The 23,703-nt window shown below is 70.6% G+C and carries 24 protein-coding genes; 11 read left to right on the plus strand and 13 right to left on the minus strand.

From position 1 onward, the window contains the following. Positions 1-67 precede the first annotated feature (67 nt). On the plus strand, positions 68-985 hold the full coding sequence (locus AC5Y43_RS04240) for an extracellular catalytic domain type 1 short-chain-length polyhydroxyalkanoate depolymerase (protein WP_499969724.1): 918 nt from the start codon (positions 68-70) through the stop codon (positions 983-985). Here the strand turns inward: AC5Y43_RS04240 and AC5Y43_RS04245 are convergent. From AC5Y43_RS04245 to AC5Y43_RS04265, 5 genes are all read right to left on the minus strand, one after another. Then, positions 982-1,296, minus strand: coding sequence for a DUF732 domain-containing protein (locus tag AC5Y43_RS04245; protein ID WP_499969726.1), 315 nt, complete (start codon positions 1,294-1,296; stop codon positions 982-984). The genes AC5Y43_RS04240 and AC5Y43_RS04245 overlap by 4 nt on opposite strands. A gap of 43 nt (positions 1,297-1,339) precedes the next feature. After that, a complete protein-coding gene (nei2, locus tag AC5Y43_RS04250; RefSeq protein ID WP_499969727.1) occupies positions 1,340-2,095 on the minus strand; it encodes an endonuclease VIII Nei2 in 756 nt (251 codons plus the stop codon). A gap of 3 nt (positions 2,096-2,098) precedes the next feature. Further along, a complete protein-coding gene (locus AC5Y43_RS04255; RefSeq protein ID WP_499969728.1) occupies positions 2,099-6,658 on the minus strand; it encodes an ATP-dependent helicase in 4,560 nt (1,519 codons plus the stop codon). A gap of 33 nt (positions 6,659-6,691) precedes the next feature. After that, the gene (locus tag AC5Y43_RS04260; RefSeq protein WP_499969730.1) at positions 6,692-7,354 is read right to left on the minus strand and encodes a TetR/AcrR family transcriptional regulator; all 663 of its coding nucleotides are present in this window, start codon (positions 7,352-7,354) and stop codon (positions 6,692-6,694) included. 79 nt (positions 7,355-7,433) lie between these two features. Beyond that, entirely contained in the window at positions 7,434-8,114 is a 681-nt protein-coding gene (locus tag AC5Y43_RS04265; RefSeq protein WP_499969732.1) for a methyltransferase domain-containing protein, read from the minus strand. A gap of 328 nt (positions 8,115-8,442) precedes the next feature. On the opposite strand from AC5Y43_RS04265, the gene AC5Y43_RS04270 reads away from it, so the two are divergent. From AC5Y43_RS04270 to AC5Y43_RS04285, 4 genes are all read left to right on the plus strand, one after another. Beyond that, positions 8,443-8,826, plus strand: a complete 384-nt coding sequence (locus tag AC5Y43_RS04270; RefSeq protein WP_499969734.1) for a hypothetical protein — start codon at positions 8,443-8,445, stop codon at positions 8,824-8,826. 97 nt (positions 8,827-8,923) lie between these two features. Continuing rightward, positions 8,924-9,235, plus strand: a complete 312-nt coding sequence (usfY, locus tag AC5Y43_RS04275) for a protein UsfY (RefSeq protein ID WP_499969735.1) — start codon at positions 8,924-8,926, stop codon at positions 9,233-9,235. A 232-nt stretch (positions 9,236-9,467) separates the two neighbouring features. Further along, complete coding sequence (locus tag AC5Y43_RS04280) at positions 9,468-9,905, plus strand: ATP-binding protein (RefSeq protein ID WP_499969737.1); 438 nt, start codon at positions 9,468-9,470, stop codon at positions 9,903-9,905. Further along, positions 9,902-10,690, plus strand: a complete 789-nt coding sequence (locus AC5Y43_RS04285) for an RNA polymerase sigma factor SigF (RefSeq protein WP_499969738.1) — start codon at positions 9,902-9,904, stop codon at positions 10,688-10,690. Before AC5Y43_RS04280 ends, AC5Y43_RS04285 begins: the two co-directional genes overlap by 4 nt. Here AC5Y43_RS04285 and AC5Y43_RS04290 read toward each other — a convergent pair. From AC5Y43_RS04290 to AC5Y43_RS04320, 7 genes are all read right to left on the minus strand, one after another. After that, complete coding sequence (locus tag AC5Y43_RS04290; protein WP_499969739.1) at positions 10,661-11,098, minus strand: STAS domain-containing protein; 438 nt, start codon at positions 11,096-11,098, stop codon at positions 10,661-10,663. The genes AC5Y43_RS04285 and AC5Y43_RS04290 overlap by 30 nt on opposite strands. A gap of 182 nt (positions 11,099-11,280) precedes the next feature. Beyond that, complete coding sequence (locus AC5Y43_RS04295; protein WP_499969740.1) at positions 11,281-13,077, minus strand: acetyl/propionyl/methylcrotonyl-CoA carboxylase subunit alpha; 1,797 nt, start codon at positions 13,075-13,077, stop codon at positions 11,281-11,283. A gap of 109 nt (positions 13,078-13,186) precedes the next feature. Then, on the minus strand, positions 13,187-13,606 hold the full coding sequence (locus tag AC5Y43_RS04300) for a SufE family protein (protein ID WP_499969742.1): 420 nt from the start codon (positions 13,604-13,606) through the stop codon (positions 13,187-13,189). Beyond that, complete coding sequence (locus tag AC5Y43_RS04305) at positions 13,606-14,496, minus strand: sulfurtransferase (RefSeq protein ID WP_499969743.1); 891 nt, start codon at positions 14,494-14,496, stop codon at positions 13,606-13,608. The genes AC5Y43_RS04300 and AC5Y43_RS04305 overlap by 1 nt, the downstream gene beginning before the upstream one ends. A gap of 158 nt (positions 14,497-14,654) precedes the next feature. Beyond that, positions 14,655-15,296 carry a Maf family protein gene (locus tag AC5Y43_RS04310; protein ID WP_499969745.1) on the minus strand — a complete coding sequence of 214 codons (642 nt, stop codon included), beginning with the start codon at positions 15,294-15,296 and terminating at the stop codon, positions 14,655-14,657. Then, positions 15,293-15,568 (minus strand): acyl-CoA carboxylase subunit epsilon, encoded by a 276-nt coding sequence (locus AC5Y43_RS04315; RefSeq protein ID WP_499969746.1) that lies wholly within the window; start codon positions 15,566-15,568, stop codon positions 15,293-15,295. The genes AC5Y43_RS04310 and AC5Y43_RS04315 overlap by 4 nt, the downstream gene beginning before the upstream one ends. 84 nt (positions 15,569-15,652) lie before the next feature. Beyond that, a complete protein-coding gene (locus AC5Y43_RS04320) occupies positions 15,653-17,302 on the minus strand; it encodes an acyl-CoA carboxylase subunit beta (protein WP_499969748.1) in 1,650 nt (549 codons plus the stop codon). A gap of 52 nt (positions 17,303-17,354) precedes the next feature. On the opposite strand from AC5Y43_RS04320, the gene AC5Y43_RS04325 reads away from it, so the two are divergent. Further along, the gene (locus AC5Y43_RS04325) at positions 17,355-18,155 is read left to right on the plus strand and encodes a biotin--[acetyl-CoA-carboxylase] ligase (protein WP_499969749.1); all 801 of its coding nucleotides are present in this window, start codon (positions 17,355-17,357) and stop codon (positions 18,153-18,155) included. A 20-nt stretch (positions 18,156-18,175) separates the two neighbouring features. Then, positions 18,176-18,703, plus strand: coding sequence for a PH domain-containing protein (locus tag AC5Y43_RS04330; protein WP_499969752.1), 528 nt, complete (start codon positions 18,176-18,178; stop codon positions 18,701-18,703). Here AC5Y43_RS04330 and AC5Y43_RS04335 read toward each other — a convergent pair. Beyond that, a complete protein-coding gene (locus tag AC5Y43_RS04335) occupies positions 18,649-19,323 on the minus strand; it encodes a GtrA family protein (protein WP_499969754.1) in 675 nt (224 codons plus the stop codon). The genes AC5Y43_RS04330 and AC5Y43_RS04335 overlap by 55 nt on opposite strands. Positions 19,324-19,389: 66 nt before the next feature. Here AC5Y43_RS04335 and AC5Y43_RS04340 point away from each other — a divergent pair, with 66 nt between their 5' ends. The 4 genes from AC5Y43_RS04340 (at position 19,390) to AC5Y43_RS04355 (ending at position 23,640) form a co-directional block, all read left to right on the plus strand. Then, positions 19,390-20,598 (plus strand): 5-(carboxyamino)imidazole ribonucleotide synthase, encoded by a 1,209-nt coding sequence (locus AC5Y43_RS04340; protein ID WP_499969756.1) that lies wholly within the window; start codon positions 19,390-19,392, stop codon positions 20,596-20,598. After that, positions 20,591-21,109 (plus strand): 5-(carboxyamino)imidazole ribonucleotide mutase, encoded by a 519-nt coding sequence (gene purE, locus AC5Y43_RS04345; RefSeq protein ID WP_499969757.1) that lies wholly within the window; start codon positions 20,591-20,593, stop codon positions 21,107-21,109. Before AC5Y43_RS04340 ends, purE begins: the two co-directional genes overlap by 8 nt. A gap of 15 nt (positions 21,110-21,124) precedes the next feature. Next, positions 21,125-22,291, plus strand: a complete 1,167-nt coding sequence (locus tag AC5Y43_RS04350) for an acyl-CoA dehydrogenase (protein ID WP_499969759.1) — start codon at positions 21,125-21,127, stop codon at positions 22,289-22,291. 203 nt (positions 22,292-22,494) lie between these two features. Then, a complete protein-coding gene (locus tag AC5Y43_RS04355; RefSeq protein WP_499969761.1) occupies positions 22,495-23,640 on the plus strand; it encodes a PP2C family protein-serine/threonine phosphatase in 1,146 nt (381 codons plus the stop codon). Positions 23,641-23,703: the final 63 nt, after the last annotated feature.

Genomic DNA, 23,703 nt, shown 5'->3' on the forward strand with positions numbered 1-23,703 from the left:
TAATTCGGTTTTGCGGCCGTCCGGCCCGCCTCCCGCCACCCGCGGGCGCGCTCGGTAGCTTGACGGCATGCCGTATACGCGCTGGTTGTCGCTTGCTGTGCTGGCGATGTGCCTGGTGGGCTGCGGTGTGCGCCACGTACCCGCGACCGGCGCCCGAGACCTGACCGGCACGATGCGTTCCGGCGGCATGGACCGCACGTACGCGCTGCACCTGCCACCCGGCGACCCCGTCGGCCTGGTGCTGAGCCTGCACGGGGGCGGCGGCACCGGAAAAGGGCAGCGGGGCCTGACCGACTTCGACACCGTGGCCGACGCCAACGGCCTCCTGGTGGCCTACCCCGACGGCTACGACAAGAGCTGGGCCGACGGGCGGGGGGCGTCGCCGGCGGACCGCCGCCACGTCGACGACGTCGCGTTCCTGGTCGCGCTGGCGGGCAAGCTGCAAGGCGACTACCACATCGCGCCCGGGCGCGTCTTCGCCACCGGGATGTCCAACGGTGGGTTCATGTCCAACCGGCTGGCGTGTGACCGCGCCGACGTCTTCGCCGCGATCGCGCCGGTGGCCGGCACGCTGGGCACGGGCGTGGGCTGCCATCCGTCTCGCCCGGTGGCCGTCCTGACCGCGCACGGAACCGCCGACCCGCTGGTGCCGTTCAACGGCGGCAAGGTGCGCGGCCGCGGTGGGGTCAGCCACGCCGTCGCGGTCGCGAGCATGGTGGACACGTGGCGCTCGGCCGACGGATGCCAGGGCGATCCGGCGTCGCAGGTGCTACCCGACGTCGGGGACGGCACCGTCGTGCACCGCTTCGATTTCACGGCGTGCGCGGCGCCGACGGCGGTGGTCTTCTACCAGATCGACAACGGCGGGCACACCTGGCCGGGCGGCAAACAGTATCTGCCGCAGGCGATCATCGGGCGCACCTCGCGCGCGGTGGACGCCTCGCAGGTCATCGCCCGCTTTTTCCTCGCCCACGCCCGCGACTAGCGATAGGTGGGGCAGTACGCGGCGATGGCCGCGCCGACGAAGTACCCGGCGTGATAGCCGTCCAGCTTGCTGTTGGTCATCACCTGGTTGGCGATCTCGGGCTTCTGCTCGCCCATCGTCAGTTCCTGGCAGACCTCGTGCGCGGCGGTCAGCGCGGCCTGCGGTGAGGAGAACTCGATGCCCCGGGCCTTCATCGCGTTCAAGAACGTGGTGTCCATCGCATCGGCGTGCGCGACCGGGGCCGGCGCCGTCGCGAGGCCGAGCAGCGTGGGGGCCACGGCCAGGCCGGCCAACAGCGCACGGGGGGTCACCCAGCGATCATCGCACGCCGGGCGCCGGCGCGCGAAAGTTTGTTCACCGCTGACACGACGGGCACCAGTACGTCACCCGATCGCCGCGGTCGTCGTAGCGGATGCGGGTCCCGCAGCGGCGGCAGGGCTGCCCGGCGCGCCCGTAGACCCACAGCTGCCGGCCGGGCCGGGTGTCGCCGGTGGTGCAGCGGTTCCAGCGGAACCGGTTGGCCCACAGCATGTCTCGGGCGCGGGAAACCAGGCGGCGCGGGTCGGTGACGGCGTTAGCCGGTGCGGTGGGCAGGTGGCCGGCCAAAAAACATAGTTCGTTGCAGTAGACGTTGCCGATCCCGGCCAGCACCCGCTGGTCCAGCAGCGCCTCGCCGATCGGCCGGTCCGGGTGTGCGCTCAGGTTGGCCGAGGCGCGCACCGGGTCCCAGTCGCGGCCGAGCAGGTCGGGTCCCAGATGCGCGACCGCGTCGCCGTCCCGGTCGCGTTCGAGGATCTCCAGCACTCCCAGGTCCACGCCTACGGCGCGAATTCCGTTGGCCTCCAGCACGATTCGCGCCCGGTGATCGACCTTGACCGGCCGCTTGCCGACCCGCCAGCTGCCGTCCATCTTCAGGTGCGAGTGAATGCTGGCGCGCCCGGCGCGGATGAACAGATGCTTGCCACGGCTGAGGACCTCGTCGACCACCTGCCCGGTCAGGTCCACGGTGGCGAACCGCGGCACCCGGACATCGCAGCGCGTCAGCGTGCGCCCGGCCAGATGCTGTCGCAGCTCGGCCGCGGTGTGCCAGACGGTGTCACCTTCGGGCATGGTTCACCGCAGCCGCATTCCGCGTGGGGTTCGGGCGAATCCGGCTTCGGAAAGGGCAGTGAGCGCGGCCCGCTCCCGCCCTTCGGCACCCGGCTGCAACGCCGGCGTCCCGTCGACGCGCTCGACCAGGATCGACGCGACGCGGCGGGCGGTGACCAACTCGGCCAGCGCCGCGGCGGCGGCGTGGTCGGCCGCCGGGTCGTCGGTGAACGTCAGCAGCGAGCGCCCGCCGCGCTCCAGAAACCAGGCCAGCTCGCCGTCCACCAGCACCACGAGCGCGCCGGCCTTGCGGCCGGGCCGCGCCCCGGGGGCGTCGATGTGCCCATTCGAAGCCGGCCAGGCCAGCGCCGCGCCGTAGGGGTTGGCCGGGTCGGCGGCGGCCAGCGCGACGGCTCGGTATTCCGGACGCTCGGGGTCGATCCCGTCGCTGTAACTGCGCAGCCGGTCGACGGTGGACGCGACGGCGAACTGGGCGCCGCCCAGCGACTCGACGAAATAGCCGCGCTGGCACCGGCCGGCCTCCTCGAACGTGCTCAGCACCTTGTACAGGGTGGCAAAACCGCCCGGCAGGCCCTCGGCGGTCGCCGCCCCGCGGGTGAGCACGCCGTGGCGGTTCAGCAGCAGCTCGGCCTGGTAATGCGCCCGCACGGTGGAGTCCGGCTCCGGGGCCGGCAGCGCCGACCACCGTCCGGCCACGGCCGGGTCGGTGCTGCGCTGCTGGGCGTGCGCGACGGTGTAGCGGCTCAGCCGCGGCGGGCGCTGCGTCCGGTGCGCGGGCTGGGAGGATCGCGTGCGTTTGCCCGCGCCGGTCAGCACGGCGCGCACCGGCGCGAACGTGTCGCCGGTGACCCAGCCGGCCCAAATGAGTTCCCACAGCGCATCTTTGAGCGCGGTCTCGGTGACGCCGTCCCGGGAGAGCTGCCGGAAGAAGTACGCGCCGCCGCCGGCCAGGGTGTCCAGGATCGCGCGGTGGACGTCGGTGAGGTCGAGCGCGGTGGCGGTCAGCGGCGGCAATGTCAGAGGCGCGGAATCGCTGGCATGCAGCGCGATCCAGCCGTCACTGCCCGAGATCGACCCGGCGCCCGACCAGGTGACCTCGCCGGAGGCTAGCAGCTCGTCGAGCAGCGCGGGGGAGTAGTCGCGGACCCGGGGGGCCAGCACCAGCGGCTCGATCGCCGAGGCCGGCATCCGCACGCCGGCCAGCTGGTCGATCACGGCGGCCAGGCCGTCGAGACCGGTGTTGGCGGCGACGCCCACGTGATGCCAGGCCGGCAGGAACCGGCCGTAGGCGGCGGTGCTCACCGGCTCCACCTGCGCGCGCAGCGCCGCCAGCGAGCGCCGCCGCAGGATGCGCAGCACGTCGGCGTCGCACCACTGCTCGGCCCCGGCGCCGGGCGCGCCCGGTTCGACGAAGTCGCCGCGCACCAGCCGCCCATCGGCGGCGAGCCGGCCGAGCACGTCGGCCGTCACCCGCAGGCCCAGGCCGAACCGGGCGGCGGCTTCGGCCGTGGTGAACGGGGTGTGCGTGCGCGCGTATCGGCCCAGCAGCTCGCCCAGCGGGTCGGTGACCGTCTCGGTGAAGGCGGCCGGCACGCCCAGCGGAACCGCGGCGCCGACCCCGTCGCGCAGCCGCCCGATGTCCTCGACGGCCACCCACCACCCGCGCCCGGCGAACGACACGGTCAGCGCGCGCCGGGCCGCGCGCAGCCCCTCCAGCCAGCCCCCGACCTCCGCGCCGCCGGCCCGGGCGGCGACCTCGTCCTCGGTCAGCGGGCCCAGCAGCCGCAGCAGGTCCGCCGCGCCCTCGGCGTCGCGGGCGGCCCGGTCGTCGGTCAGGTGCTGCAATTGCCGGCCGGTCGCGGCGATGACGTCCGGGTCGAGCAGCTCGCGCAGCTCCACCCGGCCGAGCAGCTCGGCCAGCAGCGTGCTGTCCAGCGACAGCGCCGCGGCCCGGCGCTCGGCCAGCGGGGTGTCACCCTCGTACATGAACGCGCCGACATAGCCGAACAGCAGCGACGCCGCGAACGGCGAGGGCCGCGCGGTCTCGGTCTCGACCACCCGCACCCGGCGCGAGGCGATGGCGGTCATCAGGCCCACCAGCGCCGGCACGTCGTAGACGTCCTGCAGGCATTCGCGGACGGTCTCCAGCACCACGGGGAAGTCGGGGTACTTGCGCGCCACGTCCAGCAGCTGGGCCGCGCGCTGGCGCTGGTGCCACAGCGGCGAACGGCGGCCGGGATGCCGCCGCGGCAGCAACAGGGCGCGCGCCGCGCACTCGCGGAACCGGGACGCGAACAGCGCCGAGCCGCCCACCTCGGCGGTGACGATCGGGTCGATCTCGTCGGCGTCGAAGACGAAAAGCTCCGCGCCGGGCGGGTTGTCGCCGTTGTCGGAGATCATGTCCGGCAACCGCACCACGATGCCGTCGTCGGAGGCCGTCGGCTTCTCGTCGATGCCGTAGCGTTCGCGCAGCCGCCGGCCGACCGCCAGCGCCAGCGGCCCGTGCACCCGCAGCCCGTGCGGCGAGTGCAGGATCACCCGCCAATCACCCAGCTCGTCGCGGAACCGCTCGACCAGCAAGGTGGTGTCGGTGGGGACCACCCCGGCGGTGGTGCGCTGCTCGTCCAGCAGCCCCCACAGGTTGTCAACGGCGTACGCGTCGAAACCCAAAGCGGCACAACGCGTGTCGAATGACTCACGGTCGAGCGCCGCCAGCTCGCCGGTGAACGCGCCGAGCGCGGCGCCCAGCTCGGCGGGGCGGCCCACGTCGTCGCCGCGCCAGAACGGCAGCCGGGCCGGCTGGCCGGGCGCCGGGATCACCAGCACCCGGTCGTGGGTGATCTCGGTGACGCGCCAGCTGGTGGCGCCCAGCGAGATCACGTCGCCGGGGCGGGACTCGTAGACCATCTCCTCGTCGAGTTCGCCCACCCGGGAAGGCCTTTCGCCTTCGGACGCGAGGTAGACGGTGAACAGCCCGCGGTCGGGGATGGCGCCGCCGGAGGTGACGGCCAGCCGCTGCGCGCCGGGGCGTGCGCTCAGCGTGCCCGCATCGCGGTCGTAGACCAACCGGGGCCGCAGCTCGGCGAATTCGGTGGACGGGTACTTTCCGCTCAGCAGGTCCAGGGTGGCCTCGTACACGCTGCGCGGCAGCGTCGCGAACGGGGCGGCCCGGCGCACGGTGTCGAACCACGCGTCGGCGTCCAGCGGCTCCAGCGCGGCGGCCGCCACGGTCTGTTGCGCCAGGATGTCGAGGGGGTTTGCGGGTACCCGCATCGTCTCGATCTGGCCGGCGAGCATGCGCTGCACGGTCACCGCGCACCCGATCAGGTCGGTGCGGTGCTTGGGGAACAGCACCCCGCGCGACACCTCGCCCACCTGGTGGCCGGCCCGCCCGATGCGCTGCAGGCCGCTGGCCACCGACGGCGGCGCCTCCACCTGGATCACCAGGTCCACGGCGCCCATGTCGATCCCCAGTTCCAGGCTGGAGGTGGCGACCACCGCCTTGAGCAGGCCACGCTTGAGGTCCTCTTCGACCAGGGCGCGCTGCTCCTTGCTGACCGAGCCGTGGTGGGCGCGCGCCAATATCGGCTCGGCGCCGTAGGTTTGGCCGCTTCCCATCAAATGCGCGGGTGCCCCGCCGGCCACCTTGGGGTTCGTGTCGGCCGGCCGGGCGAGCCCGCGACGTTCGGCGTGAATCTCGTTGAGCCGGGCGGTCAGCCGCTCGGCCAGCCGCCGCGAGTTGACGAACACGATGGTCGAGGCGTGGGCTTCGATCAGGTCGACCAGGCGCGCCTCGACGTCGGGCCAGATCGTGTTGTCGGCCAGGTTGGCCATGTCGGGCACCGGGACGGCCACCGTGAGCTCGATGGTCTTGCCCGACGGCGGGGCCACGATCGTCGTCGGGGCACCGCCCGACAGGAACCGCGCCAGCTCCTCGGGGGGGCGCACCGTCGCCGACAGCCCGATGCGCTGCGCGGGCTTGTCCTCCCGCAGCGCGTCAAGCCGCTCCAGCGACAGGGCCAGGTGTGCGCCCCGCTTGCCGCCGGCGATGGCGTGGATCTCGTCGACGATGACGGTCTGCACGCCGGCCAGGGTCTCGCGCGCGGCCGAGGTGAGCATCAAAAACAGCGACTCCGGCGTGGTGATCAGCACGTCGGGCGGGTGGGCGATGAGCTGGCGGCGGGCCGCGGGCGGGGTGTCGCCGGAGCGGACCCCGACACTGATGTCGGGCGGCGGCAGGCCGTGGCGCTCGGCGATCCGGGTGAGCCCGGCCAGCGGGGTGCGCAGGTTGCGCTCGACGTCGACCGCCAGCGCCTTGAGTGGCGACACGTACAGCACGCGGGTGCCGGCCGGCCGCTCGTCCGGGCCGGCCAGGCGGTCCAGGGCCCACAGGAACGCGGCGAGCGTCTTGCCGGAACCGGTCGGGGCGATCACCAGGGTGTTGGAGCCCCCGGCGATGGCCTCCCACGCCTGCGACTGCGCGGTGGTCGGTGCGGCGAAGGTGCCGCGGAACCACTCGCGGGTGACCGCGCTGAACCGGCCTAGCGGGTCAGGATTGCTCACCCGACCATGGTGCCAACACGTACCGACATGTGCTCACAGTCGCGCGGTGGCCATGGCCTCGGCGAGGTCCGGCGGGATCTCCGGGATGCGGACGATCGCGTCCAGCAGCGCGTGCGCACACGCCTCGGCGAGCCCGTCGGCGTCGCTGGTGGGGTCCATGATCCGCTGCCGGCAGATCTCGAACGTCAGCGCCAGCCAGCCGTGCAGGATTACCCGCAGGTGCCGCTCGACCCCGGGCTTGAGCTCGCGCTCGGGGGTCGCGCTCACCAATTCGTCGATCCGGCCCATGATGTGTTCCATCTGGCGGTTCTTGGCATCGTCGCTGACGCCGAGCAGCACGGGGTCGGACCGGCCCAGGCCCACATACGCCGCCCACGCCGACTCCGGATGCTGCTGCTGGTAGGCCATGTAGGCCAACACACCCAGCTTGAGCTCCTCGAACATCGTCAAACCGGCGGGCCGCAGCTCGTTGGTGGCCTCGTGCAGCCGGTCGGCCTCGTCCTGGACCACCGCGGCGAAGAACGCCCGCTTGTCCGGGAAGTAGTGATACATCAGCGCGCGGGACACCCCGGCCCGCTCGGCGATCTCGTCGATGCGGACGTCGTCATACGGCCGCTTCCCGAAAACCTCCGCCCCCAGAGCTAGCAGCTCGGCTCGGCGGTCCTCAGGGGATAACCGCCTCCTGGCTGTTGCCATGTGTCAGATAGTACTCACGGGGCGCCGGTCGCATTTCAAACGGCGCTGATCGACCGGATCGGGGCCGCTTCGGCGGCGCTCAGGCCTCGTTGAGGGCCTCTTTGAGCCGACGCACGCAGAACCGGAATCCGTACCACGAGATCTCCGCCCGCAGGTTCGCCTTGTCCAGGAATCCCTGCCAATCCTGGCGCCGGAAGCCCCTGGCGATCGACGTCATTCCGTCGGAGCGGATGATGTCGTGCCAGCCCATCAGGCGGGCGATGACGGGAAAGCCGTAGTAGGGCACGGAATGGCGATGCAGATCGGCGACGTGCCAGCCGTACACGGAATTCGCCTCGAGCCAGCTCAGCAGCTCGACCACGTCCTTGTCTCCGAGATGGTGCGCCACCTGCGAGCTGACGATGAAGTCCACCGGCCGCTCCGGCTGGTAGGAGAACACGTCTCCCGTCCGGTAATCGATGGCCATGTCCGGCGGGGTGGCGGCGCGCGCGGCCGCGGCGCTGCGGGGATTGAGATCGATGCCCGTCAATTGCGCGTTCAGCCCGCGCCGCCGCGCCCAGCGCGCGATGGCGCGCAGCAGATCGCCGTCGCCGTAGCCGACGTCCAGCACGGAGAATCGGCCACCGCGCGGCAGTCTCCTGGTTTGCCGCGCCAGCCAGCGCAGGGTGGGGCGATGGGTGCAGGTCAGGCGGTTGACGACGGCGAGTTCGGCCAGGCAGCGTTGGTAATCGGCCAAGTCGACGCCGGCATCGTCGAGCATTTCTGGCATCGTGCTGCGTATCGAGAGATCCATTAACCCTTCCCCGACCCCGAGCTCTCGATCCATGTTGGGGTACTCGTCAAGCTGCTGTCCTCGGCCCCGGCTAGTCCGACAAGCGGTGAGCGGTCGGTAGCGGCTGAATGGTACCGAAAACGCGGCTTTTCCCGAAACTGCGGTCGGCGGAACGGGCGTTGACACCCGCCGTTTATCGCGGTTTAGCCCCGGGTATCTGTCCCCATGCGCAGTGCACGGTAACTACGCGGTAACTAATCCGGGGCGGGAAACGATGGATTAGGGGCAGGCGGAAGCAGGACACGAGGGGCCAGGGATGCAGGAAGCGGATCAGCGGTCGCGCGGGGACCGCTTGGGGCAGGAAGACCACGAGGTACACGCCGCGGTCCGGTTCGCCGTGGTGGCCGCCGCGGCCGGCGTCGGCTTCGTGATCCTCGCCGCGTTGTGGGTCAGCACCTGCCCGGGAACCGGCGTCGACACGGTCGCCTGCGGCGCGCCCCAGCGAACGATCCTCGCCTTCGGCGGGCCCCTGATCCTGTTGGCCGGCGGGCTCTGGTCGTTTTTGCGCACCTACCGCGTGTGGAAGGCGCGGGGCACCTGGTGGGGCTGGCACGGCGCCGGCTGGTTTCTGTTCACCCTGATGGTGGTGGCGCTCGGCCTCGGCGCGGCGCCCATCGCCGGCCCGGCGCTGGGCCTCTAGGCGCGTTTCTTCGGGTTTGCTACAAGTCTGTTCCAGGCCTCGCCAAACACGTTGGGCGAGATCTACCGTTGAGGGTGCGACCTCGATAGGAGCGGCTATGGGAGACACTTTTCACGACCCCGTCGACCATCTGCGAACCACGCGACCGCTTGCCGGCGAGTCGCTGATCGACGTGCTGCACTGGCCCGGCTACCTGTTGATAGTGGCCGGCGTCGTCGGCGGGTGCGGGAGCCTCGCGGCCTTCGGCAGCGGGCACCACAACGAGGGCATGACCGCGGGCGTGACCGCCATCGTCATCACGGTGCTGGGACTGGTGTGGCTGGCCGTCGAGCACCGGCGGGTGCGCAGGCTCTGCGATCGTTGGTACACCGAGCATCCGGACGTGGTCAGGCAGCGACCGGCCAGCTGAACGCTGGGCGTCCCGGCGGGCGAAATCGGTGGGTTATCGCCCTGATCGAATGGGTATCAGCTCTAGACCATGATGAGAGCCGGGAGTGTTGCACCAGCGAACGTTCAGTGTGAGAGGCCCGTGCGGCTCGGGGCGCTAGGACCCGGCCATCGTGACTAACCGATTGGAACCCACGGTCGATGGCGGCCTGCAGAGCAGTAATACTGTCAATCGGACATTGCCGGGAGACCATATGACCGATGCGGGATTGCGCGCCAACAACCGTCAACGCGGCCACCGGGCCGTGGAACTACACGTCGCCGCGCGCCTGGAGAACCTCGCCATGCTGCGCACGCTGGTCGGCGCCATCGGCACCTTCGAGGACCTGGACTTCGATGCCGTCGCCGACCTGCGGCTCGCGGTCGACGAGGTGTGCACCCGGCTGATCCGCTCGGCCACCCCGGACGCGACGCTGACCGTCGTGGTCGACCCGCACGACGACGAGTTGGTGGTCGAGGCCTCCGCCGCGTGCGACACCCACGACGTGGTGGCGCCCGGCAGTTTCAGCTGGCATGTCCTGACATCGCTGGCCGACGACGTCCAGACATTCCATGACGGTCGCGAGCCCAACGAAACCGGCAGCGTCTTCGGGATCACGCTGACCGCGCGACGGGCGGCCACTAGCAGGTGACCTCCCGAGCTTCCGGCGGTTCGGTGTCGCGCCCGAACGAGTACGCCGATGTGCCGGACATGTTCCGCGAGTTGGCGACCGTCGCCACCGACTCGATGGAATTTCAGCGCCAGCGGGACAAGATCGTGGAGCGCTGCCTGCCCCTGGCCGATCACATCGCCCGCCGCTTCGAGGGCCGTGGGGAACCGCGCGACGACCTGGTTCAGGTGGCGCGGGTTGGGTTGGTCAACGCGGTGGCCCGCTTCGACGTCGAGACCGGGTCGGACTTCGTGTCGTTCGCGGTGCCCACGATCATGGGCGAGGTCCGCCGCCACTTCCGCGACAACAGCTGGTCGGTCAAGGTTCCGCGGCGGCTGAAGGAACTGCACCTGCGGCTGGGCGCCGCGACGGCCGACCTGTCCCAGCGCCTCGGGCGGGCCCCCACCGCAACCGAACTCGCCGTGGAACTGGGCATGAAACGCGACGAGGTGGTCGAGGGCCTGGTGGCCGGCAGCTCGTATAACACGCTGTCCATCGACACCGGCGGCGGCAGCGACGACGACGACGCCCGCGCCATCTCCGACACCCTGGGCGACGTGGACGTCGGCCTCGACCGCATCGAGGACCGGGAGGCGTTGCGCCCCTTGCTCGAGGCGCTGCCCGAGCGGGAGCGAATGGTGTTGGTGCTCAGGTTCTTCGAGTCGATGACCCAGACGCAGATCGCCGAGCGAGTCGGGATCTCACAGATGCATGTGTCGCGGCTGCTGGCGAAGTCGCTAACGCGGCTGCGGGACCAGCTGCAGTAGCGGCCGCGCTTTTCTTTCGCTGACGCCGCCCTTGCCGTCGGCGCGGGACTGGCGCAACATCGGCTCCGTGCGCGGCGTCGTCACCGGCAGGGTGCCGTCGGGGTCACAGATGCGCAGCAGCCGCGACACCGCCGGGCTGGGCAGCATGGCCCAGGAGGCCTGCGCGGCCGAGCACTCGACGTTGATCCGGTGCAGCGCCGAAAACCCTGCCGTACCAATGAATTCCAGGCCGCGCAGATCCAGGATCACCCGCCGGGATTGCCTGACGCTGCGTTGCACGTAGGACGCGAGGTGATCGGCGTTCGCGGCGTCGAGTTCGCCGTCGACGGTGATCAGCGCGCCCGTCGCGCCAAGGCGGGCGGTGAACTGCGCGGTGCGACTTTGTTGCCATGATTGAGCCACAGACATGCTTCGTCTCCAGTGTTGGGAGGGTCGTGCTGTGGATGACGTCGGGTCAAACGATCGACTGCGACGGGACAGGGAGTTCGCCGGCGCCAGTCAGCGCGTCCCCGACGCGATCCGGGTGGCTGTGAACTCAACCTGAACTGAACCCTACCCGCGGCGGGCGGGGCCGACAACCGGACGCCCGGCTATTTGATCTCGGCGAGCACCGTGCCCTGGGTGACGGCGGCGCCGGCCTCGACCGCGAGTCCGGTGATGGTGCCGTCCTTGTGCGCGGTGACGGGGTTCTCCATTTTCATGGCCTCGAGGACCGCCACCAGGTCACCGGCGGAAACCTCCTGGCCCTCCTCGACGGCGACCTTGACCACGGTGCCCTGCATGGGCGCGGTCACGGCGTCGCCGGAGGCCGCCGTGCCGCCGTGCGAACCGCGCTTGCGCGCCTTCGGCTTCTTTCTGATGACACCGGCGTCTTGGCCGGCGGCGCCGTTGGATAGTGCCAAGTCACCGGGCAGCGACACCTCGAGCCGGCGCCCACCCACCTCGACGACCACCTTCTGGCGGGGCCGGGCGTCCTCTTCGTCCAAAGGCTCGCCGCCGGTGAACGGTTCGACGGTGTTGTTCCACTCGGTCTCGATCCAGCGGGTGTGCACCGCGAAGCCGTCCTCGTCGCCGATGAATGCAGGGTCGGACACCACGGCGCGGTGGAACGGGATTACGGTGGCCAGGCCTTCGACGTGGAATTCGTCCAGGGCCCGGCGGGAGCGGGCGAGCGCCTCGGAGCGGGTGGCGCCGTACACGATCAGCTTGGACAGCATCGAGTCGAACTGCCCGCCGATCACCGAACCGGCCTCGACGCCGGAGTCCAGCCGGACACCGGGTCCGGTCGGGATGTCGTAGCGGGTGACCGGACCGGGCGCGGGCAAAAAGCCGCGGCCGGCGTCCTCGCCGTTGATCCGGAACTCGATGGCGTGGCCGCGGGGGGTGGGGTCCTCGGTCAGGTCGAGCTTCTCGCCGTTGGCGATCTTGAACTGCTGCAACACCAGGTCGATGCCCGCGGTTTCCTCGGTGACCGGGTGCTCCACCTGCAGGCGGGTGTTGACCTCCAAGAAGGAGATCAGGCCGTCCTGGCCGACCAGGTATTCGACGGTCCCGGCGCCGTAGTAATGCGCCTCCTTGCAGATCCGCTTGGCCGATTCGTGGATCTCCTTGCGCTGCGCGTCGGTCAAAAACGGCGCCGGCGCCTCCTCCACCAGCTTCTGGAAGCGACGCTGCAGGGAGCAGTCCCGGGTCCCGGCCACGATGACGTTGCCGTGCTGGTCGGCGATCACCTGCGCCTCGACGTGGCGGGGCTTGTCCAGGTAGCGCTCCACGAAGCACTCACCGCGGCCGAACGCGGCGACGGCTTCACGGGTGGCCGACTCGAACAGCTCCGGGATTTCCTCGAGGGTGCGCGCCACCTTCATGCCGCGGCCGCCGCCGCCGAACGCCGCCTTGATCGCGATCGGCACGCCGTACTCCTTGGCGAAGGCCACCACCTCGTCGGCGTCCTTGACCGGGTCGGGGGTGCCGGGGACCAGCGGGGCCTGCGCGCGGGCGGCGATGTGGCGGGCGGTGACCTTGTCGCCGAGGTCGCGGATCGACTGCGGGCTGGGGCCGATCCAGATCAGGCCGGCGTCGATGACCGCCTGCGCGAAGTCGGCGTTCTCGGAGAGGAAACCGTAGCCGGGGTGAATCGCGTTGGCGCCGGACTTCTGGGCCGCGTCGAGCAGCTTGGCGAAGTCCAGATAGGACTCCGCGGACGTCTGGCCGCCCAGCGCGAACGCCTCGTCGGCCAGCCGCACGTGCGGCGCCTCGGCGTCGGGCTCGGCATACACCGCCACGCTGGGCAGGCCCGCATCGCGGGCCGCGCGGATCACCCGGACAGCGATCTCACCGCGATTGGCGACGAGCACCTTGGCGATCCTCGAGCTGGCGTGACTAGCCACTGCGCCTCCTGTTTGGCTGGACGTGTCTTGTCTCTAAGAGAATTTCTTACAAGTCTTGTCCGGGGAAGTTTAAGCGCCGCGCCGTAGGCCCGGTAACTCGGTTCCCCTTTCAGGCCGCCTCGCGCAATCGGCGCTTGATGCGGGCCAGCATCGCCGACATCCCGCGCAGCCGCAGCGGGCTGATCAGAGCCGCCAGACCCAGATCGGTGTAGAAATCCTCGGGCACCGCCAGGATGTCGGCGGCGGGTTGTTCGTCCAGGCCGGTGGCCAGGATCGAGGCGAACCCGCGGGTGGTCGGCGCCTCGGCGGGCGCGCTGAAGTGCAGCCGCACCCGGTTCGGGTCGCTGGCGTCGACGTGCAAGAACAGTGGCGACTGGCATTCGGGCACGGGCTCCATCGCCGCCTCTTCCAGGTCGGCGGGCAGCGCGGGCAGCTCGTTGGCGAATTCCAGCAGCAGCGCCAGCTTGTCCTGGCCCTGGACTTCGGCGAAGTCGGACACCACCTCGGCCAGGGCGGCGGGCATGCTCATCAGCCGGGTACCGCTCCCGGTTCCGCACCGGCGACGATGGGCACCCGCACCGTGTTGCCCCACTCGGTCCAGGAGCCGTCGTAGTTGCGGACCCCGGGCTTGCCCAGCAGGTGGGTGAGCACGAACCAGGTGTGGCTGGAGCGCTCGCCGATGCGGCAGTACACGACGGTCTTGTCGTCGGGCTCGATGAACCCGTAGAGCTCCTCGAGCTCGGCGCGGGGGCGGAACCGGCCGCTCTCCTCGACGGCGCTGCCCCACGGAATCGAACGGGCCGTCGGGATGTGCCCGGCGCGCAGCGCGCCCTCCTCGGGGTAGTCGGGCATGTGGGTGCGCTTGCCGGTGTACTCGTCCGGCGAGCGCACGTCGATGAGCGGCTGGTCGCCGAGGACGGCCAGCACGTCGTCCTTGTAGGCGCGGATGGGTGCGTCGTTGCGCTGCACGACGGGATACCCGGTCGACGTCTTCGTCGGGACCTCCAGGGTGGTCTCGCGGCGCTCGGCCAGCCACAGGTCACGCCCGCCGTTGAGCAGGCGCACGTCGGCGTGGCCGAACAGCGTGAACACCCACAGCGCGTAGGCGGCCCACCAGTTGCTCTTGTCGCCGTAGATCACCACCGTGTCGTCGCGCGCGATGCCCTTGCGGTTCATCAGCTCGGCGAACTGCTCGCCGTCGATGTAGTCGCGGACGCGCGCGTCGTTGAGGTCCGTGTGCCAGTCGATCTTGACCGCACCGGGGATGTGGCCGACGTCGTAGAGCAACACGTCCTCGTCGGATTCGACGATCGCCAGGCCGGGGGCGCCCATGTTGGCGGACAACCATTCGGCGGTGACCAGTCGTTCGGGGTGGGCGTATTCCGTCAGGGAGGGGTGAGGATCGGGGGGTAATGGCACGACTTCGAGCCTACCGTCGGGCGAAGGCCCGTCTCGCCTGGGCATTGGTTGTGAGCTCATGGCTTTGGGTATGAGCGTAGGGCGAAAAAAACGCCAGATCGTTGCCCTGGCGTAACAGTGAAAGCCGTGGCTTCACACCCGAAGCCCTGGCTTCACAGTCAATGCGCCGGGCTGGCCGCCCACAGCGCGGACACCGACAGCCCCATCCGCGCCAACAGCGCGCGCAGCAGCGGCAGGCTCACGCCGATCACGTTGGACGGGTCGCCGTCGATCCCGTCGACGAACCAGCCGCCCAGCCCGTCGATGGTGAATCCGCCCGCCACCCGCAGCGGTTCCCCGTCGGCGACGTACGCCCGCAGGTCGGCGTCGGTGGGCTCGGCGAAACGCACTGTGGTGCAACCCGATTCGGCCTCGCGGTGGGTGACCGTGCCGGCGCTCAGGCGCAGCAGGCAGTGCCCGGTGTGCAGTTCGCCGGACCGCCCGCCCATCGACCGCCACTGGTCCATCGCGGCCGCGGCGGACGGCGGCTTGCCGCACAGCCGGCCGTCGATGTGCAGCATCGAATCACAGCCCAGCACAACGCAATCCGTGGCCAGCGCGGGATCCAGCCCGCCGGCGACCGCGTCGGCCTTGGCCGTCGCCAGCGCGCACACCACCTCGCCGGGCGCCGCATCCGGGCCCAGGCCCGCGGCGATCACGTCCTCGTCGATGCCGGAGACCGCGACCACCGGCTCGACGCCGGCCTGGCGCAGCACCCCGAGCCGGCCCGGGGAGGCCGAGGCCAGCACCAGGCGGGTCACTGCTTCATGTGTGTCATCTGCTGCAGGGTGAGCCGCTGGTAGTTGGACATCGCGTAGCACAGCCGGTCCACCGGCAGCCCCCAGCGGGTGCGCTCGGGCTGGGCGGGCTCGCCGGCGCCGCCACCCACGCAGCCCAGCACGGCGACCAGCGCGGCCACCTCCTCGGTGGTGGGGCGGCCCTTGAGGATGTGGATGTGCGGCTCGTGCGGCTGCTGCGGTGGGTTCTCGTTGCTCACTGAAGCCGAATCGTTCGTCTCGTTCCCGTCACTCACTTCGTTCAATTGTTCGTCTCACTCCCGCCGCTCACTTCGTTCGCTCCGCTCGCTGGACTCACGGGTTCGTTCCGCTCACTCGACTCACAGTGGAATGTTCCCGTGCTTCTTGGGCGGCAGGTGGGCGATCTTGCGTTCCAGCAGGCGCAGCGCCGTGCCGATGTAACCGCGGGTGTACGACGGCGGGATCACCGCGTCGACGTACCCACGCTCGGCCGCGACGTAGGGGTTGACGAGGGTGTCCTCGTACTCCTGCTGCAACTGCAGGCGCAGCGCATCAACGTCCTCGCCCTTCTCGGCGGCCTCCTTGAGCTGTTGGCGGTACACGAAGCCGACCGCGCCGGAGGCGCCCATCACCGCGATCTGGGCCGTCGGCCAGGCCAGGTTGACGTCGCAGCCCATGTCCTTGGACCCCATCACGCAGTACGCGCCGCCGTAGGCCTTGCGGGTGATGACGGTGATCTTGGGGACGGTCGCCTCGCCGTAGGCGAACAGCAGCTTGGCCCCGCGCCGGATGATGCCGTTGTACTCCTGGCCGGTGCCCGGCAGAAAGCCCGGAACGTCGACCAGCATGACGATCGGGATGTTGAAGGCGTCGCAGGTCCGCACGAACCGGGCCGCCTTCTCCGAGGCGTTGATGTCCAGGCAGCCGGCGAAGTGGGTCGGCTGGTTGGCCACGATCCCTACCGGCCGGCCCTCGATCCGGCCGAACCCGACCACGATGTTCTGCGCGTAACCGGCCTGGATCTCGAGGAACTCGTCCTCGTCGAGGATGCGGGTGATCACCTCGTGCATGTCGTAGGGCTGGTTGGGCGAGTCGGGGATCAGGGTGTCCAGCTCGAGGTCCTCGGCGGTGAGGTTCTCCTCGATCGGGCCCTGGGCGGCCGCCTCGGCGTAGCGCGGGGCGTCGGTGGCGTTGTTGGGCGGCAGGTAACTCAGCAGGTCGCGCACCCAGTCGAAGGCGTCCTGCTCGCCGGAGGCGACGTAGTGCAGGGTGCCCGACTTCGCCATGTGGGTGTGGGCGCCGCCGAGCTCCTCCATGGTGACGTCCTCGCCGGTGACCGTCTTGATGACGTCGGGGCCGGTGATGAACATCTGGCTGGTCTGGTCGACCATGACCACGAAGTCGGTCAGCGCGGGGGAGTAGACGTGCCCGCCCGCGGCGGCGCCCATGATCAGCGAGATCTGCGGGATAACCCCGGACGCGATGATGTTGTTGCGGAAGATGCGGCTGTACAGGCCCAGCGAGACGACACCCTCCTGGATGCGCGCGCCCGCGCCGTCGTTGATGCCGATCAGCGGGCGGCCGGTCTTGAGCGCCAACTCCTGGACCTTGACGATCTTCTCGCCGTACACCTCGCCGAGGCTGCCGCCGAACACCGTGGCGTCCTGGCTGAAGATGCACACGTCGCGGCCGTCGATGGTGCCGTAGCCGGTGATCACGCCGTCGCCCAGCGGGCGGTTTTTCTCCAGCCCGAAATTGCTGCTGCGGTGCCGCGCCAGCGCGTCGAGTTCGACGAACGAGTCCTCGTCCAGCAGGGCGAGGATGCGCTCGCGCGCGGTCAGCTTGCCCTTGGCGTGCACCTTTTCGACGGCCGTCTCGCCGACGGGGTGCAGCGACTCCTCGCGCCGCTTGTGCAGCTCGGCCAGCTTGCCGGCGGTGGTGTGGATGTCGACGGTGTGTTCGCTCGCAGGCTCTGCGGAATGATCCGAGCGGTCGGTAACGCTTGTCATGGGTCCTGATGTTATCGGCAGGCCTGGCCGCCGAGTTTTAGGCTGGGCTCGTATGGATGCACCGCTGGATCATGCCGCGCTGCGCGCCGAGCTGATCGGAACCGGGCTGGGGTGGCGCCACCTCGACGTCGTCGGGCAGACCGGCTCCACCAACGCCGACCTGCTGGCGCGCGCGGCCGCCGGCGACGACATCGCCGGCGCGGTGCTGATCGCCGAGCACCAGACCGCCGGGCGCGGGCGCCACGGCCGCGGCTGGGCGGCCGGCCCCCGTGACCAGATCACGATGTCGGTCGGTGTCAGCGTGGTCGACGTGCCGACCGAGGCGTGGGGCTGGCTGTCGCTGGCCACCGGGGTTGCCGTCGTCGACGCGGTCAACCCGCTGCTCGAGGCGACCGGCCGCCGGGCGGGCCTCAAGTGGCCCAACGACGTGCTGGTCGACGGGGGCAAGCTGGCCGGAATCCTCGCCGAGGTCTCGCGGCCGGCCGTGGTAATTGGCTTGGGGCTCAACGTGTTTGCGGCACCCGCAGAGGTTGATGGCGCGACGTCGCTGTCCGGCCTCGGCGTGCCGGCGCCCGACCGCGGCGCGCTGGTCTGCGCGGTGCTGACCGAACTCGGCCGGCGCATCGTGGCCTGGCGCGCGGCGCGCGGCGCCGACTGGGCGCTGGCGGCCGACTATCGGGCGCGCAGCCTGACCATCGGCACCCGGGTGCGCGCCGAGCTGCCCGGCGGCCGGGAGGCCGTCGGGACCGCGACCGCCATCGACGACCACGGGAGGTTGTGCCTGGAAACGGCAGGGGCGACCGGGAGCGAGACCGTCGTCGTTTCGGCCGGTGACGTGGTGCATCTACGTTAGGAAGCGGTAGCTTCGGGCGGGTGAGCTATCCGGATAACGCCCTCGCCGCGGGCGAGCAGGTCGTCCTACACCGGCATCCGCACTGGAAGGGCTTGATCTGGCCCGTCGTCGTCCTCGTCCTGGCCACCGCGCTGGCCGCGTTCGGCTCGGGCTATCTGAACTCGACGCACTGGGAGCAGCTCGCCAAGAACATCCTGCACGGCGTCATCTGGGGGATCTGGCTGGTGCTCGTCGGCTGGCTGACGCTGTGGCCGTTCCTGAGCTGGCTCACCACGCATTTCGTCGTCACCAGCCGGCGGGTGATGTATCGGCACGGGGTGCTCACGCGCTCCGGAATCGACATTCCGTTGGCGCGGATCAACAGCGTGGAATTCCGGGACCGGTTGTGGGAGCGGATGTTTCGCACCGGCACGCTGGTCATCGAGTCGGCGTCACAGGATCCGTTGTCGTTTCCCGACATTCCGCGCCTGCGCGAGGTGCAGGCGCTGCTGTATCACGAGGTTTTCGACACCCTGGGTTCCGCCGAACCCGACGCGTCGCCGAGCTGACGCGACCTTTTGTTGCGCCAGGCGCGCAGCAGCGTGACGTTGCCGTCCTGCGCATCGTCCTCGAAGGCGTCCTCGAAGACCTCGGCGATGCCGCCGGCGGTGAGCGCCGACTCCAGCGCCTTGTCGGGGTTGCGCGCGAACTGGTCGGGGAACACCCAGCGCCTGAACGCCCAGAACCGGAACGCCATCTGCAGCAGGTTGCCGATGATGTAGGCCGAGATGAAGTCGGCGATGTTCTCCACGGTCAGCGACACCGATGGCACCCGCAGCTGCAGGATGTAGCTCGAGATCCACAGCGGGGCCATGGACAGCAGCACCCCCACGCCGCTGAACGCGAAGAACAGCAGCGCCTCGTGGTGGCGCTCGCGGCCCCCGCGGTCGCGGAAGCTCCACTCCCGGTTCAAGACGTAGGACGCGATGACCGCGACGATGCCCGCGATGACCTTGGCGGTCACCGGCTTGGGCTCGAGAATCGTCAGCTTCAGCGTGTAGAAAATCGCGGAGTCGATGATGAACGTCGTGCCGCCGACGATGGCGAATTTGATCAGTTCATGATGGCGCTGCGCATACGGCTGAACGAACTGCGGCAAACGCGCGATTGTGGCTTCGGCGAAGGACACAACACGTCAGTGTACGGACGGACACGAAACCGGCGCAAAATGTGTCTCCCCGGGGACCGTGACACCATGATGGCCGTGCCGAATACACGCCCGCGGGTCGCCATGGTCGGCGGCGGCCAACTCGCCAGGATGACCCACCAGGCCGCGATCGCGCTGGGGCAGACGCTGCGGGTGCTGGCCACCGCCCCCGACGAGGCGGCCGCCCAGGTCTCCCCGGACGTGGTGCTCGGCTCGCACACCGACCTCGAGGACCTGCGCCGGGTCGCGGCCGGGGCGGACGTGCTGACGTTCGACCACGAGCACGTGCCGTCCGAGCTGCTGGAGAAGCTGGTCGCCGAGGGTGTCCGGGTGGCACCGCCGCCGCAGGCGCTGGTGCACGCCCAGGACAAGCTGGTGATGCGGCGGCGGCTGGAGGCCCTGGACATCCCGGTGCCCCGCTACGCCGAGATCCGCAGCGTCGACGAGCTCGATGCGTTCGCGCGGCGGATCGCCGGCCCCGTCGTCGTGAAGGCGGTCCGCGGCGGCTACGACGGGCGCGGGGTGCGGATGGCCCGCGACCCGGAGCACGCCCGCGAGATCGCGGCCGCCTTCCTGGCCGACGGCGTGCCGGTGATGGCCGAGGAGCAGGTCAGCCTGCGCCGCGAACTGTCGGCGCTGGTGGCGCGCTCGCCCTTCGGGCAGGGCGCGGCGTGGCCGGTCGTGGAGACCGTGCAGCGGGACGGGATCTGCGTGCAGGTGATCGCCCCGGCGCCGGGACTGCCCGAGGAGGCCGCCGCTGACGCCCAGCGGCTGGCGTTGCGGTTGGCCGCCGAACTCGGCGTCGTCGGGGTGCTGGCGGTGGAGCTGTTCGAGAGCCCCGACGGCGCACTGTTGGTCAACGAGCTCGCGATGCGCCCGCACAACTCCGGGCACTGGACCATGGACGGGGCGCGCACCGGCCAATTCGAACAGCATTTGCGCGCGGTGCTGGACTATCCGCTCGGCGACACCGACGCGATCGCGCCGGTGACGGTGATGGCCAACGTGCTGGGCGCCCCGCGGCGGCCCGAGATGACCCTCGACGAGCGGCTGCACCACCTGTTCGCGCGGATGCCCGACGCCCGGGTTCACCTGTACGGCAAGGAGGAACGCCCCGGCCGCAAGGTAGGGCACATCAATTTCCTCGGCACCGGGGCGGACCTAGAAGACCCGGCGGGGCTGCGGGAGCGCGCCGAGCTGGCGGCACACTGGTTGTCGCACGGGCAGTGGACGGACGGATGGGACCCACATGACTAGTACCGGGCCGCGCGTCGGGGTGATCATGGGCAGCGACAGCGACTGGTCGGTGATGTCCGACGCCGCCGACGCGCTCGCGGAGTTCGACATCCCCACCGAGGTGCGCGTGGTCTCGGCCCACCGCACGCCCGACGTGATGTTCGACTACGCCCGCGGCGCGGCCGACCGCGGCCTCGAGGTGATCATCGCCGGCGCCGGCGGCGCCGCCCACCTGCCCGGGATGGTGGCCTCCGCGACTCCGCTGCCGGTGATCGGTGTGCCGGTGCCGCTGGCGCGCCTCGACGGGCTGGACTCGCTGCTGTCGATCGTCCAGATGCCGGCCGGGGTGCCGGTGGCAACGGTCTCGATCGGCGGCGCCCGCAACGCCGGCCTGCTGGCGGTGCGCATCCTGGGATCCTCCGACGCGCGGCTGCGCGCGCGGATCGTGGCCTTTCAGCGGGAGCTGTCCGAGACCGTGCGCGGCAAGGATGCGGCGCTGCAGGAACGTCGGGGTAAAGTTACCGACGAGTAGTAAAGGAGGCTCGCGATGGCTGGATGGGCCGGAAACCCGTCGTTCGATCTGTACCAACTGCCCGAGGAGCACCGGGAGCTGCGGGCGGCGATCCGGGCGCTGGCGGAGAAGGAGATCGCCCCGCACGCGGCCGACGTGGACGAGAACGTCCGGTTCCCGCAGGAGGCGCTGGACGCGCTGAACGCGTCGGGCTTCAACGCCGTGCACGTGCCGGAGGAGTACGGCGGGCAGGGCGCGGACTCGGTGGCGGCGTGCATCGTCATCGAGGAGGTCGCCCGGGTCGATGCGTCCGCGTCGTTGATCCCGGCGGTGAACAAGCTGGGCACCATGGGCCTGATCCTGCGGGGCTCCGACGAGCTGAAGAAGCAGGTGCTGCCGCAGATCGCCGAGGGCGCGATGGCGTCGTATGCGCTGTCCGAGCGTGAGGCCGGCAGCGACGCCGCCTCGATGCGCACCCGGGCCAAGGCCGACGGGGACGACTGGATCCTCAACGGCGCCAAGTGCTGGATCACCAACGGCGGCAAGTCGGACTGGTACACGGTGATGGCGGTGTCCGACCCGGACAAGGGCGCCAACGGCATCTCGTCGTTCATGGTGCACAAGGACGACGAGGGGTTCAGCGTCGGTCCCAAGGAGCGCAAGCTCGGGATCAAGGGCTCGCCGACCACCGAGCTGTACTTCGAGAACTGCCGCATCCCGGGCGACCGCATCATCGGCGAGCCCGGCACCGGCTTCAAGACCGCGCTGGCCACGCTGGACCACACCCGCCCCACGATCGGCGCCCAGGCCGTGGGCATCGCCCAGGGCGCGGTGGACGCCGCGATCGCCTACACCAAGGACCGCAGGCAGTTCGGGGAGTCGATCAGCAGCTTCCAGGCCGTGCAGTTCATGCTCGCCGACATGGCGATGAAGGTCGAAGCCGCGCGGATGCTGGTCTACCAGGCGGCCGCGCGCGCCGAGCGCGGCGAGGGGGACCTCGGCTTCATCTCGGCGGCATCGAAGTGCTTCGCCTCCGACGTCGCGATGGAGGTGACCACCGACGCCGTGCAACTGTTCGGCGGCGCCGGCTACACCGCCGACTTCCCGGTGGAGCGCATGATGCGCGACGCCAAGATCACCCAGATCTACGAGGGCACCAACCAGATTCAGCGGGTGGTCATGTCGCGGGCGCTGTTGCGCTGATTTCGCCGGCGCATAGGATCTCCCTTCGGTGTGTTCGATTCCACACGTCGAGTCGGTAAGAAGTCACCGGCTGTCCAGTCCGACCGCGACCCAGGGGTCTGTATGCACGTTGTGACTTCCCATGCCGGCCCGCAGATGGGCCGGAATTGATACCAGCGCCGGCCCCCCAAACACCGGGGGCGCAGCGGCAGGCGCTGAAGCCGTTGTCGTTGCTGCTGGTCGAGGACGACCGCGCCGACGCGGTGTTGGTCGAAGAGCTGATCACCGACGCGGTCGCCGACATCCGGGTGACCTGGGCGCAGTCGGTGGCGCACGCCGAGCGCGAGCTCGCCGCGGCGCGGCCCGATTGCGTGCTGCTGGACCTGCATCTGCCCGACGCCAGCGGGATGGACGCCCTGGCCCGCATCGCCCAACAGGACGCGACCGTCCCGATCGTCGTACTGACCGGACTGAACGACGAGTCCTTCGGGGCTTCCGCGGTCGCGGCCGGCGCCCAGGACTATCTGGTCAAGGGCCGCGTCGAGCCCGAGATGCTGCGCCGCGCGCTGCTGTATGCCATCGAGCGCAAACGCGCCGAGCTCATCTCCGCCGACCTGCACGCGAGCCAGCTGCGCGCCCGCGAGAACGCGCTGCTGGAGCGCGGCCTGCTGCCGTCGCCGCTGCTGCTCGACGAGCCCGGTATCGACATCGTCGCCCGGTACCGGCCCAGCCGCGAGGACGCGCTGCTGTGCGGCGACTTCTACGACGTCGTGCAGTCGCCCGACCGGGTGGTGCACGTGCTGATCGGCGACGTCGCCGGGCACGGGCCGCACGAGGCGGCCCTGGGCGCGGCGCTGCGCATCGCGTTTCGCGCGCTGACCTTCGCCGGCGTGCGCGAGGTCGCCTTGATGCGGCAACTCGAGCGGGTGCTGCACTCCGAGCGCACGGCCACCGGAATCTTCGCGACCGTGCTCAGCCTGGCGATCCACCCCGACAGCCCGCGCGTCACCGCCGTGCGCGCCGGGCACCCGGGGATGCTCCTGCAATCCGGCGCGAGTGTGCAGTGGGTCGAGCCGCCGGCGGGTCCGGCGCTGGGCCTGCGCGCCGACGACTGGCCGTGCCACGACCTGGAACTGACCGTGGGTCAGGGTCTGCTCCTGCTGACCGACGGGCTGTTCGAGGGTTATTCGGGGCGCGGCATCGAGCGCTTGGGGGAGGACGGCCTGCTCGCCCTGGCCCGGCGGCACGCGCAGCGGCCCGGCCCGGAGTTCGTCGACGCGCTCATCGACGGCGCGCAGCAACTCGCCGAACCGCGCGGCGGGCTCACCGACGACATCGCCGTGCTGCGCGTCGAGAGGACGACGGCGTGAGCCCGGCCTTTCGGCCGCCGCGCCTCGCGCACCTCACCGTGCGCGGCTGGCAGGCGCTGTTGC

Source organism: Mycobacterium sp. NGS57 (assembly GCF_059812405.1).